The 14,975-nt window shown below is 59.7% G+C and carries 15 protein-coding genes; 8 read left to right on the top strand and 7 right to left on the bottom strand.

Features of this window, described 5'->3' with window-relative positions:
* Positions 1-39: 39 nt before the first annotated feature.
* From CAG47_RS28595 to kynU, 5 genes are all read right to left on the bottom strand, one after another.
* Positions 40-210 carry a hypothetical protein gene (locus CAG47_RS28595; RefSeq protein ID WP_158091321.1) on the bottom strand — a complete coding sequence of 57 codons (171 nt, stop codon included), beginning with the start codon at positions 208-210 and terminating at the stop codon, positions 40-42.
* Positions 211-541: 331 nt separating this feature from the next.
* The gene (locus tag CAG47_RS18575; RefSeq protein ID WP_085726298.1) at positions 542-961 is read right to left on the bottom strand and encodes a glycine zipper domain-containing protein; all 420 of its coding nucleotides are present in this window, start codon (positions 959-961) and stop codon (positions 542-544) included.
* A 314-nt stretch (positions 962-1,275) separates the two neighbouring features.
* Positions 1,276-2,676 (bottom strand): amino acid permease, encoded by a 1,401-nt coding sequence (locus tag CAG47_RS18570; protein ID WP_085726297.1) that lies wholly within the window; start codon positions 2,674-2,676, stop codon positions 1,276-1,278.
* Between the two features lie 86 nt (positions 2,677-2,762).
* Positions 2,763-4,076, bottom strand: a complete 1,314-nt coding sequence (locus CAG47_RS18565; protein ID WP_085726296.1) for an OprD family porin — start codon at positions 4,074-4,076, stop codon at positions 2,763-2,765.
* Positions 4,077-4,176: 100 nt separating this feature from the next.
* A complete protein-coding gene (kynU, locus tag CAG47_RS18560) occupies positions 4,177-5,427 on the bottom strand; it encodes a kynureninase (protein WP_085726295.1) in 1,251 nt (416 codons plus the stop codon).
* A gap of 212 nt (positions 5,428-5,639) precedes the next feature.
* Here kynU and CAG47_RS18555 point away from each other — a divergent pair, with 212 nt between their 5' ends.
* Positions 5,640-6,113, top strand: a complete 474-nt coding sequence (locus CAG47_RS18555) for an Lrp/AsnC family transcriptional regulator (protein ID WP_085726294.1) — start codon at positions 5,640-5,642, stop codon at positions 6,111-6,113.
* Between the two features lie 335 nt (positions 6,114-6,448).
* Here the strand turns inward: CAG47_RS18555 and CAG47_RS18550 are convergent, their stop codons facing one another.
* The gene (locus tag CAG47_RS18550; protein ID WP_085726293.1) at positions 6,449-7,471 is read right to left on the bottom strand and encodes a helix-turn-helix domain-containing protein; all 1,023 of its coding nucleotides are present in this window, start codon (positions 7,469-7,471) and stop codon (positions 6,449-6,451) included.
* A gap of 374 nt (positions 7,472-7,845) precedes the next feature.
* Between CAG47_RS18550 and antA the strand changes: the two genes are divergently transcribed.
* From antA to antC, 3 genes are read left to right on the top strand one after another with little or no spacing between them, the layout of a single operon-like run.
* Entirely contained in the window at positions 7,846-9,237 is a 1,392-nt protein-coding gene (gene antA / locus CAG47_RS18545) for an anthranilate 1,2-dioxygenase large subunit (protein ID WP_085726292.1), read from the top strand.
* Positions 9,237-9,728 (top strand): anthranilate 1,2-dioxygenase small subunit, encoded by a 492-nt coding sequence (gene antB / locus CAG47_RS18540; protein ID WP_085726291.1) that lies wholly within the window; start codon positions 9,237-9,239, stop codon positions 9,726-9,728. The genes antA and antB overlap by 1 nt, the downstream gene beginning before the upstream one ends.
* Positions 9,729-9,746: 18 nt before the next feature.
* Complete coding sequence (antC, locus tag CAG47_RS18535; protein ID WP_085726290.1) at positions 9,747-10,769, top strand: anthranilate 1,2-dioxygenase electron transfer component AntC; 1,023 nt, start codon at positions 9,747-9,749, stop codon at positions 10,767-10,769.
* Positions 10,770-10,849: 80 nt separating this feature from the next.
* Here antC and kynB read toward each other — a convergent pair whose 3' ends face one another.
* A complete protein-coding gene (gene kynB, locus CAG47_RS18530) occupies positions 10,850-11,503 on the bottom strand; it encodes an arylformamidase (protein ID WP_085726289.1) in 654 nt (217 codons plus the stop codon).
* A 273-nt stretch (positions 11,504-11,776) separates the two neighbouring features.
* Here kynB and pcaQ point away from each other — a divergent pair, with 273 nt between their 5' ends.
* From pcaQ to gfa, 4 genes are all read left to right on the top strand, one after another.
* Positions 11,777-12,700, top strand: a complete 924-nt coding sequence (gene pcaQ / locus CAG47_RS18525; protein ID WP_085726288.1) for a pca operon transcription factor PcaQ — start codon at positions 11,777-11,779, stop codon at positions 12,698-12,700.
* 126 nt (positions 12,701-12,826) lie between these two features.
* Entirely contained in the window at positions 12,827-13,546 is a 720-nt protein-coding gene (pcaH, locus tag CAG47_RS18520) for a protocatechuate 3,4-dioxygenase subunit beta (RefSeq protein WP_085726287.1), read from the top strand.
* 12 nt (positions 13,547-13,558) lie between these two features.
* Positions 13,559-14,161: a protocatechuate 3,4-dioxygenase subunit alpha gene (pcaG, locus tag CAG47_RS18515; protein ID WP_085726286.1), complete on the top strand. Its 603-nt coding sequence runs from the start codon at positions 13,559-13,561 to the stop codon at positions 14,159-14,161.
* 203 nt (positions 14,162-14,364) lie between these two features.
* Positions 14,365-14,943: an S-(hydroxymethyl)glutathione synthase gene (gene gfa / locus CAG47_RS18510; protein ID WP_085726285.1), complete on the top strand. Its 579-nt coding sequence runs from the start codon at positions 14,365-14,367 to the stop codon at positions 14,941-14,943.
* The last annotated feature ends 32 nt before the right edge of the window (positions 14,944-14,975 follow it).

The following is a 14,975-nucleotide window of genomic DNA, read 5'->3' as shown; positions in this document are numbered from 1 at the left end:
TTGGTTGGCCGCAACCAACCAATTTTTTAGCCCTGCGTCTCATTCGGTCGCGGGGCTTTTTTTGAATCCACCACCACCACCACCACCATCCTTGGCATAGGCGCTCGAGTCATGGGAAATGGAGTCTGGCAGCAAAACGATGGAAGCCGAGAGGACGCCACCGACGGCCAGCGCCAGCAAGCCTCTCTTGAAAAGCAGGTAAGTGTTCATCGTGCATTCTCCTGGTGATTTACCGCGAGCAGTACCAACGCAGTTCACGTTGCGATCCGGGAGCGGCATGGGAGTAACCCGTCAAACCTACAATCGACCTTGAATTTTTGGCGTGGGATTTTTTCCCACGCAATGTAAGTTAGTCTTTTTTGGCTCAGGGTCAATACGCGCAGGAGAAAGCCGACAGACGGCTTTGCGCAGGCAATGAACTGTCTGTAGGAGCGGGTGCCCGCTTGCGGCATGCTCGCGATGAGGCCGGCATATTCAACATCGATGTCGCCTGACACTCCGCCATCGCGAGCGTGCTCGCTCCTACAGGGGGCACCGGCGATCAGTCGTGGTGTTTGTGCTTGTGTTTATGTTTGTGCTTGTAGTCGGAGTCGTGGTGGTCATCGTCATCGGCCATATTGTTGCCGACCGCACTACCTGCCGCGCCACCCAGGCCTGCGCCGATCAGTCCACCGGTGGAACCGCCGACACTGTTACCGATGACCTGGCCACCCGCTGCACCGAGACCACCGCCAATAGCCGACTCGGTCTTCTTGCCACTCTTGGCAGTCATCGCGCCCCCGGCCGCGCCACCTACGCCAGCGCCGATCGCAGCGCCAGTGCTGCCTCCCACAGCCTGGCCGACCACGCTCCCAAGGGCGCCGCCGAGACCGCCACCGATAGCCGTGTTGGTCGTTTCGCCAGCGAGGGAGTACTGCGATACAAGCAGGCTCAGTGCAACGACAGTGAATGTTTTACGCATCAATCAGACCTTTGGAAGTACAAAAAAGCGAAAAGTCTGTTGGTACGCAACGATCAGGTCAACAGATATTCGACCGAGCAGTAATCTGGATCAGCCAATCGGTGCTGGAAAACCAGCACCGTCTACGACCAAAAGACTTACTTGCAGGCTTTAACGCAGCGCGGATCGGGCTGCTGTCTGTAGGAGCGAGCATGCTCCGGGCGGCGTTCCGACGATGGGCGTCAACGATAACGCGGGCTGTCTGAATGCCCGCGTTGTCCTGGCGTTTTTCGTCGGAACGCCGCCCGGAGCATGCCGCAAGCGGGCACCCGCTCCTACAGAGGACTCAGTGTCGCAACGGCCCTGGTTTTCCTGAAGAAAACGCCATAGACAATCGATAGCACCAGCAGGAACGGCACGCCGAACACCAGGGTCATCTTGAAGGCTTCAGTGAAGTAGGTCGTGATCATCACCGCCCCCATCAGGAGCAACCCCAGCAAGGTGCTGTAGGGAAACAGACGCATGCGAAACGACAGCTTGCGGTTGCCGTTACGTTCGTGAAAACGACGGAAGCAGTAGTGGGTGAGGAAGATCATGAACCAGGTGAAGATCGCGCCGAACATCGAGATCGCCATCATCAGGGTGAACGAGCTTTCCGGGTACAGGATGTTGAGCAACGTCGCCAGGGCGATACCCGAACTCGAGAGCAACAGTGCGTTCAACGGGATTCCGGTCTTGCTCAACACACCCATGGATTTTGGCGCATAGCCGGCACGGGACAGGCTGAACATCATGCGCGTGGTGATGTACAACTGGCTGTTCATCGCTGACAACGCGGCAATCAGGATCACGAAATTCATCACACCGGTGGCGCCGGGAATGCCGATGGCTTGCATGACCGTGACGAACGGACTCTGGGCTTTGCCAGCCTGGACCCAAGGCACGATCGCCAGCATCAACGCCAGGGTCAGCAGGTAGAACACCACCAGGCGCACGATGGTCCCGCGAAAGGCTTTCTTGACCGCTTGTTCCGGGTCTTTCGCCTCACCGGCAGCCACCGCGATCATCTCCACGCTCAGGTAGCTGAAGATCGACACGATCACCGCGATCCACATCCCTTGCAGACCGTTGGGGAAGAAACCGCCATGGGCGCTGTAATTGTGCATGCCGTACTCGGGGTTGCCGGAACCGAACACCACGTACACCGCCAGGATGATGAAGCCGACAATCGCGCCGATCTTGATGGTCGAGAACCAGTACTCGAAGGTGCCGAAGGTCTTCACGCTGATGGCATTGAGCACGATCAACACACTGGAGAACGAGACGATCCAGATCCACTCCGGTACGTTGGCGAACCAGTACTTCATGTACATCGCCACCGCCGTCACCTCCGTGCCGACCGCCAGCACAATCGCCGCCCAATAGGCATAGCGCACCAGGAATCCGGCCAGCGGGCTGACATAAAATTCGGCGTAGGCACCGAACGAACCCGAGGTCGAATGGGCCACGGTCATTTCCGCCAGGCAGCCCATCAGCAGCAAGGTGATGATTGCGCCAATGGCATAGCTGAGCAGCACGCTCGGCCCGGCATAACCTATGGCATAGGCGCTGCCCATGAACAGCCCGGTGCCAATCGCACCGCCAATGGCGATCATGCTCATCTGCCCCGACGTCAGCTGACGTCGCAGGCCTTGTTCACGGTTGGATATCGTTTCGAAACCGGCGTTGTCGGTCATTTGTATGTCCTCTGAATGTTGTCTTTCTTGAAGAGCACGTTGTTGTTTTTTGCCGTGGGGATCAGCCACGCACAGCAGGACACGGATCAGAAAATACTCAGTGGATACTCGATGATGACGCGCACTTCGTTGTTATCCGTGGTGTCGGCGCGGGCGACTTGTGCGGTGGAACGCACACTGGCCTGGCGTATCCGCAACGACAGGTCCCTGGCCTTGCCCGATTGCACGACGTAGCGCGCTTCGATGTCGCGTTCCCAGCGCTTGCCGTCATCGCCGTAACGTCCATAGGCGCCATTGGGGCCGCCGTCGTAATGGCTGTCATCGATGTGGTCACCAGAGACGTAGCGCGACATGAAGCTCAGGCCGGGGATACCGAACGGCGCCATGTCCAGGTCATAACGCAGCTGCCATGAGCGCTCGTTGGGGGCGTTGAAGTCGAGGACCTGAATCGAGTTGGCGAGAAAGATCGAGGTGCCCGGCTGCTGGTCGAAGCCCAGGTAATCGAACGGCTCGTCGCCATCGACCCGTTGGTACGCCAGGGTCAGGCGATGGGCGCCGAATGTGTAGGCGGAGGACAGCGACCAGGTGGTGTTGTCGATCCTGCCGGCCAGACTGTCGCCGGTATCGTTGGTGCGGTAGAGATTGAAATCCAGGTTCAGCGCCTGGCCTTCGCCCAGCGCAAAACTGTAGTTGGCGTTGCCGTAGTACTGCCGCCAGATATTGGTGAATTGCGAACCATAGAGGCTGACACTCAACTGATCGCTCAGCGCATAGCTGCCGCCGAGGTAATCGACGCTGCGGGTTTCCACGCCGGCGTACAGCGCTTTGAGCGCGCCATCGGCATTGGTCGAATTATTGTCGTTGCCGGCGGTGAAATGACCGATGTCCAGTTTCAACGCCTCGAGCTCATTGCTGGTCAGCTGAAAGCCGGTGGCGGAACTGGTGAACAGTCGCGCATTGCCGGTGCCGAACACCGGATTGAGCGGGGTCAGGTTGCCGTACTTGAGCTCGGTCTGGGATACCCGCGCTTTCACCGCACCACCGGCTTCGGAGTATTCATCCTCCGGGCGGCCATCGCCATCGACCGGCAGCAAGCCCGTGCCCGTGCGGCCCTTGCCACTGTCGAGCTTGATGCCCAACTGCGCATAGGCGTCGACCCCGAACCCCACCGTTCCCTGGGTGTAGCCAGAGCGGTAATCGAGCATGATCCCGTGGGCCCACTCGTCCCGATAGTTCTGGCCGCCCGGATTGTTGAGGTTATTGCGGTAGAAGTAAAAGTTACGGTTGGTCAGGGTCAGGCTACTGTCTTCGACAAACCCGTTATCAGTGGCGGCACAGGCCATTTGACCAAGACAACTTGAAATGGCGAGCGGCAAGGCGGGCCAGAGGGACAGTTTCATTCTGCGTGCTCCTTATTATTGTGTTTGCAGAACTGGTGTTTGGGCGAGCGAAAGCCCGCCGCGGGAAAATGCCCGCGGCCGGACCAGGACGCCGGAAGGTTCAGGTCACGCTGTGGCGAACCTGGTATCGGGCTTGCGACCAGGTGTTCTGGTCGAGGATCTCGCCGAGAATCTGCACGGCATCCCAGACTTCGGTGAAGGTCGTGTACAGCGGGGTGAAGCCGAAACGCATGATGCGCGGCTCGCGGTAGTCACCGATCACGCCACGGTCGATCAGGGCCTGGATCACCGCATAACCATCGGGGTGTTCGAAGCTGACGTGACTGCCTCGCCTGGCGTGCTCACGCGGAGTGACCAACTTCAGTTCGTGAGCCGCGCAACGCTGCTCGACCAATTCGATGAACAGGTCAGTCAGGGCCAGGGATTTGCGACGCAAGCTGGCCATGTCGGTCTGGGCGAACACGTCCAGGCCGCACTCGACCATCGCCAGAGAGGTAATCGGCTGGGTGCCGCACAGATAGCGCGCGATACCGCTGCTCGGCGCGTAATGCGACTCCATGGCGAACTGCCGCGAATGGCCGAACCAGCCGGACAAGGGCTGCGGTACCAGATCGCACAACTGCGGCGACACCCAGACAAAGGCCTGCGAACCCGGCCCGCCGTTGAGGTATTTGTAGGTGCATCCAATGGCGTAATCGGCACCCGCCTGATGCAGATCGACCGGTACCGCGCCTGCGGAATGGGCCAGGTCCCAAATCGCCAGCGCGCCACATTCGTGGGTCAGCGCGGTCAGGGCCTGCATGTCGTGCATGTACCCAGTCTTGTAATTGACGTGGGTGAGCATGACCACCGCCGTGTCCTGGTCAATGGCTTGCGGCAACTGTTCAGGGCTGTCGACCAGGCGCAGGGTGTACCCCTGTTGGAGCATTTGCGCGAGGCCCTCGGCGATATACAGGTCGGTGGGGAAATTGCTCGACTCGCTGACTATCACCCGCCGCTGCGGCGATCGGCTGGCCTGTACGCGCAAGGCAGCGCTGAGCACTTTGAACAGGTTGATCGACGTGGTATCGGTCACCACGACTTCACCGTCCCCTGCCCCGATCAAACCCGCCAGACGGTTGCCCAGGCGCTCGGACAGCTCACGCCAGCCTGCACCGTTCCAGCTGCGGATCAAGCCATTGCCCCACTCTTCAGCGACCACCGCTTGAGCACGCGCCAACGCGGCGACCGGGCGCGCGCCCAGGGAGTTGCCATCGAGATAGATAATCCCTTCGGGGAGCGCAAATTGCTGGCGCAGGGGCGCCAACGCGTCCTGGGCATCAAGCGCCAGGCAATCGTTTCTTGTGGTCATTGGGTGTCCTGTTTTTTGTTATGCGGCGCTTTCGGGGCAAGCTGCACTAACCTGCCCCGAGGGCGCCCTCAATCCGGGCAACTCGCCCGCCTTTCGATGGAGAGATAATGAACGAATCTTCAGAGAATTTTCGTGCAAAGCGAGCATCGTTGTAGTAGTTATCTCGCAGATTATTCGAATCAAAGCCAAAAAAACGCGGATTAATTCAAACCATGAACCTTGACTCGACAGACCTGCGCATCCTGCATCAATTGCAACAGGATGGCCGTATCAGCAATCAGGAACTGGCGGAGAAAGTCGCCTTGTCACCCTCGGCCTGCCTGCGCCGGTTGCGCCTGCTGGAAAGCGAAGGAATCATCACCGGCTATCGCGCGGTGCTGAACGCCGAGCGGCTGGGCATTGAACTGGAAGCCATCGTTCATGTGTCGCTGCGACAGGACGTCGAGGACTGGCACGAGACCTTCATCAAGAAGGTTCAGCAGTGGCCGGAAGTGGTCACCGCGTATGTCATCACCGGGGCGAGCAACTATGTGCTGCGGGTCCAGGCCCGCAACCTCAAGCACTTCTCGGATTTCATCGTCAACCACCTCAACCGCACCGCCGGCGTCACCGATATACGTTCGGAAATCGTCCTGCAAAAGATCAAGGAGCGCGAGGAGTTGCTGGATCTGGTGGTGCGCAAGTAAGGCCGGGGACGAACCCTGTAGGAGCGAGCATACTCCGGGCGGCGTTCCGACGATGGACGTCAACGATAACGCGGGAAGTCTGATGCCCCGCGGTGTTTTTTCGTTCATCGCGAGCGTGCTCGCTCCTACAGCGGCCCTGATGGCTGACTGCTTCCACCTGTAGGAGCGAGCATGCTCGCGATGGACGTCAACGATAACGCGTGCTGCCTGACACCCTACGGTGTTCTTGAATCCATCGTCGGAACGCCGCCCGGAGCATGCTCGCTCCTACAGAGGTGCAGGGCAAAGGCAGCTCGGCGTACACCCGAGCGCTTCACCACTACCGCCACGACACATCAAGTGAACAGCGTTCCATGCAAACGCCGCGCCTCATGGCGCTGCAATGTCATGCTCGGCGTTTCGTCGAACAGCTTGCGGTACTCGCTGGAAAAACGCCCCAGGTGCATGAACCCCCAGCCCATGGCTATACCGGAAATATTGCGGGCCGATCCGTGCTCGAGAATCTCCTGGCGCACGGCGTTCAAGCGGTATTTTTTCAGGTAGACCATCGGCGACATGCCGAAGTACTTCTTGAACGCATCGAACAGCTTGAAGCGCGAAACGCCGGCGGCGGCCTCGATGTCCTCCAGGTGCAGCGCTTCGCGGGCGTTGTCGTGGATGTACTGTCGAGCCCTGATCAGGTAGTGCGGCAACTTCACGCCCAGCGCGTCCCGCAGTTCCTGCGAATAGTTGTTGGGCTGGGCGAGGATCAAGCCTTTGATCAGTGAGCTTTCGATGTCTCGGGTGAAGACCACCTGTTCGAAGAGTTCGCTGCTGCGCTCCAGCTCGTCGATGAAATAACGCGCCATGCGCCACCAGGACGCCGATGCGCCCTCGATCGCATCCATCACCGGCTCGAAGCGCAGCGGCACATCCAGGGGCCGTTGCAACATCCCCTCCAGGGCTTCGCTCATCGCGTTGCGGGTAATCACCACCTGAACCTTGCGACAGTCACCGGAAATCGCCAGCAGCTGGTTTTCATTGGGCGAAACGATGACCCCTTGATCGCGGTCGGAGCGGATCACGCTGCCATCCTTGCTCAGCTCCTGCTGGCCCACCAGCGGCAAACTCAGGCTGTAACTGCTGAAGTGCTCGGCGTCTTCGATATCGATGGTGACATCGGTCCCGTATTCGATAGTACCCAGGGTAGTGGCCATCGATTTGAGCATGTTGGCGCTGTGATGAAAGCGGATCCGCTCGGGGGTCGCGCTCACCAGTCGATGGGGTCCGCAGATACCGGACATCCAGCTTCTGGCGGCCTCGAGGTCATCGCTGTCGACGCGAATGTCGCGAAACTGCGGATCAACTTTGCTACTCATCAGGGTGCACTCACAGGCAATATTTTCAGCGCGCTCTGACGGCGCGTAACAGGCGGTAAATGAGCAACTTCCACGCCATGAAAAGCCGGCGCCCACTTAACGGATAGTGATCGACAACTATGCGGATAAGGCATGGTCGGGGCCGCCGAAAAAACACTCGATGCGCACTCGACGCATTGCAAAACAGTATCCGATTGGCGCAATCAGATGCAGCCGTTCATCACCTGGTGCGCAATGTGTGTCATCGCTGCCCAACAGACTGTTACCCGCCACACAATTTTACGGACTGCCTTCGCCAACTTATCGGATAGACCGCCACCCGCCTCGCTTCTCTAATGAGCACACCGATTAGCCCAATAAAAAAGGTGCACACCATGAGTGGCGAAAAAAACGTCGAGCAGTGGAAAGCGTTTATCCAAAGCTGCCTGGATTTCCGCCCGGCAGAGGGCGTATTCCGCATCGCCCGGGATATTTTCACCGAGCCGCAGTTGTTCGACCTGGAGATGGAACTGATCTTCGAGAAGAACTGGATCTACGCCTGCCACGAAAGCGAGCTGGCCAACAACCACGACTTCGTGACCCTGCGCGCCGGCCGCCAACCGATGATCATCACCCGCGACGGTGACGGCCAGCTCAACGCACTGATCAATGCCTGCCAGCATCGAGGCACGACGCTGACCCGCGTCGGCAAGGGCAATCAGTCGACCTTCACCTGCCCCTTCCATGCCTGGTGCTACAAAAGCGACGGCCGCCTGGTCAAGGTCAAGGCTCCCGGCGAGTACCCGGAAGGCTTCGACAAAGCCACGCGCGGCCTGAAAAAGGCACGCATCCAAAGCTACAAGGGTTTCGTGTTCATCAGCCTCGACGTCACCGCCGACAACAGCCTGGAAGACTTCCTCGGCGATGCCAGGGTGTTCTTCGACATGATGGTCGCCCAGTCGCCGACCGGTGAGCTGGAGGTTCTGCCCGGCAAGTCGGCCTACACCTACGACGGCAACTGGAAGCTGCAAAACGAAAACGGTCTCGATGGTTATCACGTCAGCACGGTGCACTATAACTACGTGGCCACGGTGCAACATCGCCAGCAGGTCAACAGCCAGAACGGCACCGCCGCCAGCGACACCCTCGACTACAGCAAGCTCGGCGCCGGCGATGCCAATACCGATGACGGCTGGTTCGCGTTCGACAATGGCCACAGCGTGCTGTTCAGCGACATGCCCAACCCTTCGGTTCGCTCGGGCTACGCGACGATCATGCCGCGCCTGATCGAAGAACACGGCCAGCAAAAGGCCGAGTGGATGATGCATCGCCTGCGCAACCTGAACATCTATCCGAGCCTGTTTTTCCTCGATCAGATCAGCTCGCAGTTGCGCATCATCCGCCCGGTGGCGTGGAACAAGACGGAAATCGTCAGCCAATGCATCGGCGTCAAGGGAGAGTCCGATGCCGACCGCGAAAACCGTATTCGCCAGTTCGAGGACTTCTTCAACGTCTCGGGCCTGGGCACTCCGGATGACCTGGTGGAGTTCCGTGAAGCCCAGCGCGGTTTCCAGGCACGGTTGGAACGCTGGAGCGATATTTCCCGCGGCAGTCACCGCTGGGCCACTGGCGCCACGCCCAACAGTGAAGCCATCGGCATCGCCCCGGCCATGACCGGCACCGAATTCACCCACGAAGGGCTTTACGTCAACCAGCACCGCAACTGGCAGCAATTCCTGCTCGATGGCCTGGACGCAAAATCCCTGAAACTCCGTGAGGTGCAATGATGAATGCGCAATTGCAGTACCAGATCGAACAGTTCTTCTATCGCAAATCCGAACTGTGCGATGCCCAGGATTGGGACGCCTACCTCCAGCTGTTCGCCGAGCACAGCGAGTTCCATTTGCCGCAATGGGACTCCGAACACGTCTACACCCGCGACCCCAAGCGTGAAATGTCACTGATCTATTACCCCAATCGTTCTGGCCTGGAAGACCGCGTGTTTCGCCTGCGCACCGGCAAGTCCGCCTCCTCGACGCCGATGCCGCGCACCCTGCATCAGATCGACAACGTGCGCATCGACACGCTTGCAGACGGGGAACTGGAGGTGCGCCTGAACTGGCAGACGTTGTACTACCGTCTGGCGACATCCGAGCAGTTCTATGGCCGTGCGACCTATCACCTCAAGCCCCACGCCGATAGCTGGTTGATCACCCGCAAGCATGTGCTGCTGCTCAACGACACCATCAACTCGGTACTCGATTTCTACCACCTCTGAATCCAAGGAGACCGGGGCATGAACCATAAGGTCGCGTTCAGCTTTGCCGACGGCAAAACGCTGTTCTTTCCCGTACAACCCAACGAAATCCTCCTCGACGCCGCCCTGCGCAATGGCATCAACATTCCCCTGGATTGCCGAGAAGGCGTCTGCGGAACCTGCCAGGGACGCTGCGAGTCAGGCGATTACAGCCAGGACTACGTGGATGAGGAAGCCCTCTCCAGCCAGGACCTGCAACAACGCAAAATGCTCACCTGCCAGACACGGGTCAAATCCGACGCGGCGTTCTATTTCGACTTCGCCTCCAGCCTGTGCAATGCCGCCGGCCCTGATCAACTCACGGCCACGGTCAGCGCCGTCAAACAGGTGTCGGACAGCACCGCGATCCTGCACCTGGATCTGGGTCAGGCCGGGCCAACACTGGACTTCCTGCCTGGGCAATACGCCCGACTGCTGATTCCTGGAACCGGGAACAAACGCTCTTACTCGTTCGCCAATCGGCCGAGCGTCAGCAATCAGTTGCAGTTCCTGATTCGCCTGTTGCCCGACGGAGTAATGAGCAACTACATCCGAGAGCGCTGCCAGGTGGGGGATCAAATCGCCCTGGAGGCACCACTGGGGGCTTTCTACCTGCGACACGTCACCAGGCCGCTGATCCTGGTGGCCGGTGGGACCGGGCTTTCCGCATTGCTGGGCATGCTCGACGAACTGGCGGAGCGCGGCTGCGAGCAACCCGTGCACTTGTACTATGGTGTGCGCGATGCGGCCGACCTCTGCGAACAGGCGCGCATCCAGGCCTATGGGCAACGCATCCCGGGGTTTCGCTACACCGAGGTGGTCAGCGATCCATCGCCACACTGGACTGGCAAGCGCGGCTACATTGCCGAGCACTTCGACGCCGCTGAACTGCGCGATGGCGAGGTCGATATGTACGTCTGCGGGCCACCGCCGATGGTCGAGTCGATCAAAACCTGGCTGCAGGCCCAGGCTCCGGACAGCGTGCACCTGTACTACGAAAAATTCACCGAGAGCAATACCTGACACCCCTCACCGGAAGTGGGCACCGGAACCGGGTGCCGGAACCGGGCGCCGGAACCGGGCGCCCGCTTCCGGCGTCCACTTCAGCCGCGTTGCGACCTGCTCAACGGTCGCAGAATCGCCCTGACCGGACTGGCGTCCAGATGCGCAAACCGCAGCGGCAAGGCAATCAACTCATAGTCACCTTCCGGGACATCGTCCAGCACGATGCCTTCAAGGATCGCCATGTGATGGCGGGCCACGGCACGGTGTGAGTCCATGGTCTTGGATTGCTGCGGGTCCAGTGACGGCGTATCGATGCCAATCAAGCGCACACCCAGGCTCGCCAGCAAGTCGATGGTTTCCCCGGCAACGGCCGTGAACCCCGAATCCCAAGCGGTCAGCGGTGCCTGGCGATAGGTTCGCAGCAGTACTCGCTCGGGCACATCGTGCAGACGCCCTTGCAGTTGTTCGGGATGCACCAACTCACCGCTGTCCAGGCAGTGCAAAACCCGGCAAGGCCCGATATAGACGTCCAGCGCCACTTCGCCAATCGGCGCGCCGTCAGCGCTGTAATGCAGCGGTGCGTCGACGTGGGCGCCGGTATGCGGCGACAGGGTAATGCGTCCGACATTCACCGGACACTCGGGGCCGTAGGTCCAGACGCGCTCTTCCTGGAAAGGTGTATCGCCTGGCCAGGTCGGTGTTTCGGTACTCAGGAACGGGCTGATGTCCCACAAGGTTGAATTTTTTGTCATCGCAAATGCTCGCCGTTTTTACCGAGTGAAATGATACGAGCGGCCGCGGTGAATATTCGTGCAAAAACCCTGGGTAACCGCTCGAAATTTCGCACAATCCGTCATGGATGAGCGCGATTTCGGCAGGAAATTTCAAAGCGGGCGTCACTGCGTTTGCACATTGATCTTTGTTATTGTTCGCCGCGGTGGCCGATGCCGTTGCAGTGAAGACACGAGCCGGCGGCCAATAGCGCTCATACTCAAATCGCCACACCCCGAAGGCGGAGCAGCCGATTGAACATCGATACCCGAATCAAATTCCGTCATCTGGTGTGTTTTCTCGAAGTAGCACGCCAGGGCAGCCTGGCACGGGCCTGCGACAAGCTGGCAATCAGCCAGCCGGCACTGTCGAAAACCCTCAAGGAGCTGGAATCCCTGCTGGACGCCAGGCTGTTTGAGCGAAGCAAAAAGGGCTCGACGCTGACCGAGGCCGGGGTGGCCTTTTTGCGCTATGCGGGGCCGAGCGTGCAATCGCTGCGTGAAGGCGTCAGCAGCTTGCGTTCCGGCGTACATGAGCCGATTGCCGTGCGACTCGGCGTGCTATCCACCGTCGAAAGCCTGTTGGTGCCAGAAGTCGTCTGCCGTCTGCACGAGCGCCATCCCGCCCTGGCGGTCAGTGTCGTGACCGGGCCAAGCGCCTACCTGCTGTCGCAACTGCGGGTCGGCGAGCTGGACCTGGTCGTGGGCAGAATGACCGATAGCCCATCGATTCACGGGCTGGCGTTCGAGCACCTTTACAGCGAGTCCATGACCCTGGTGGTACGTAACGGCCATCCGCTGCTGGCCGATCCACTGGGGCATGAAAACCTCGAAGACTATCCCGTGGTACTGCCGCTGGCGGGGACGACGATCCGCAAATTCGCCGACAGCCTGTTCGTGCAGCACGGCATCACACCTTCGCGCCAACGCCTGGAAACCCTGTCGGTAGCCCTGAGCCGGCGCTACATACAACGCAGCCAGGCCATCTGGGTCGCGCCTTTTGACGCGGTCAGACAAGACTTGAAGCTAGGTGAGTTGGTGGAACTGGGAATGCGTGAAGCCGGTGGTTCCGTGGGGCTCTGCACAAATCCGGTGTTGCCGGTGACACCTGCGGCCCAGTGGTGCGTGGAGGCCTTGCGCGAGGTCGGGCAAGAGTATCGCGAAGGGAAATATCCATAACCATTTGGACATGTAACAAGTCGGTTTTTTCAATTTTGGCTTGGATCGCACAAGAGGACACTGGGTTACGCGCCACTGCCAACGCAGTGCCGGCCTCCGTCCAACCATGACAACAGGAAAAACGACATGTCTGATGCGCATGAAAGCCGCTTCGCCATTCGTGACCGTAACTGGCATCCCAAAGCCCTGACACCTGACTACAAGACGTCGATCCTGCGTTCCCCACGCCAGGCACTGGTGAGCATTCCCCAGTCTGTCTCGGAAACCAGCGGCCCGGACTTTTCTCATCTGAAGTTGGGCCGGCACGATAACGACCTGCTGCTGAACTTCAATCACGGCGGCCTGCCCATCGGCGAACGCATCATCGTCGCCGGTCGGGTCTGCGATCAATACGGCAAGCCGATTCCCCATACCCTGGTGGAAATGTGGCAAGCCAATGCCGGTGGCCGTTACCGGCATAAAAAAGACAGTTACCTGGCGCCCCTCGATCCGAATTTCGGCGGCGTCGGCCGTGCATTGACCGACCGCGATGGCAACTACAGCTTCCGCACGGTCAAGCCTGGCCCCTACCCATGGCGCAACGGCCCCAACGACTGGCGGCCGGCCCATATCCATGTCTCCGTCAGTGGCCCGTCGATTGCCACGCGCCTGATTACCCAGCTGTATTTCGAAGGTGATCCGCTCATCCCCATGTGCCCGATCGTCAAGTCGATCGCCAACCCGGAGGCGGTGCAGAGTCTGATCGCCAGGCTCGACATGAGCATGGCCAATCCTATGGATTGCCTGGCTTATCGCTTTGATATCGTCCTGCGCGGCCAGCGCAAGACCCACTTCGAAAACCGCTGAGGAGGCCTGCATATGCCCGTTCAACTTCTGCCTGAAACCCCTTCGCAAACAGCCGGCCCCTATGTCCATATCGGACTGGCACTGGAGGCGGCCGGCAACCCGCCGCGCGAGCAGGAAATCTGGAACGTCATGGCAAAACCTGGCGCGCCCGGTGAGCACATTCTATTGATGGGCCACGTTTACGACGGTAACGGTCACTTGATTCGCGACGCGTTTCTGGAGCTCTGGCAGGCCAACCACGAAGGCCACTACGACCACGGTTTCGATCTGGAAAAACCCTTTAACTGCTTTGGCCGTACCGCCACTACCGATGTCGGTGAATGGACGGTCGAAACCGTCAAGCCAGGCCTGGTGAAAAATGCCTCGGGCGTGCCCATGGCAGCGCATATCAATGTGTCGCTGTTCGCCCGGGGCATCAACATCCACTTGCAGACGCGGCTGTACTTCGACGACGAACCCGAGGCGAATGCAGTGGACCCCGTATTGAATTTGATCGAGCAGCCACATCGGCGTGAATCCCTGATAGCCAGGCGCTGCACGGTCGATGGAAAGCTGGCCTACCGCTTCGATATTCACCTGCAAGGCGAAGCGGAAACCGTGTTCTTCGACTTCTGACGCTGCAGAACATCTACCCCCTGCGCGCTGGCCCAGGCCGCGCTCAAGGGGTCATCGCAGACTATTCTTGATCTGGATAACCGACCGGTCGCACCGAAGGAGGCCATTCGTCTACGCACTGTGTCCTTTGCGAATTGATGAACGACGGTCTGGGGCACCGCCCCAGGCACTTTTCTCTGTCACCCTGAAACGGAGACGCCAGCATGAGCACCTTGCAACTTCACCCTGCCCTGGACAATGGTATCCAACCCGCCGCAGCGAATTTCACCGGTGGCACCCTGCAATGCCTGTGTGCGACCGACAAGGTCGAGGTCAGGATCGACGCACAAACCCTGCATAACCATGCGTGCGGCTGCAGCAAATGCTGGAAACCGCAAAACGCCCTATTTTCCGTCGTCGCCGTGGTGCCGCGAGACAAGGTCAGCGTCATCGCCCACGGCGAAAAACTGGCGATTGTCGACGAATCCGCCACCATCCAGCGCCACGCCTGCAAGCAGTGTCACGCTCATCTCTTTGGACGCATCGAGAACAGGGACCATGCGTTTTATGGCCTGGACTTCGTCCACACCGAACTGTCGCCACAGAGTGGATGGTCAGCGCCGGGATTCGCCGCGTTCGTGTCCTCCATCATCGAAACCGGCACACCGCCAGCGCACATGAAGGCCATCCGCGACCGCTTGCGCTCGATCGGCCTGGAACCCTATGACTGCCTGTCCCCGGACTTGATGGACGCACTGGCGACCCATGTCGCCAAACAGAAAGGCCTGCTCCCCGCCACCTGATTGATCGGGCGCCGCGGTTTCCATACCGGACC

This window comes from Pseudomonas sp. R37(2017) (assembly GCF_002113375.1).
Taxonomy (GTDB): Bacteria; Pseudomonadota; Gammaproteobacteria; order Pseudomonadales; family Pseudomonadaceae; genus Aquipseudomonas.
This window is presented reverse-complemented; position numbering and strand designations above follow the sequence as displayed.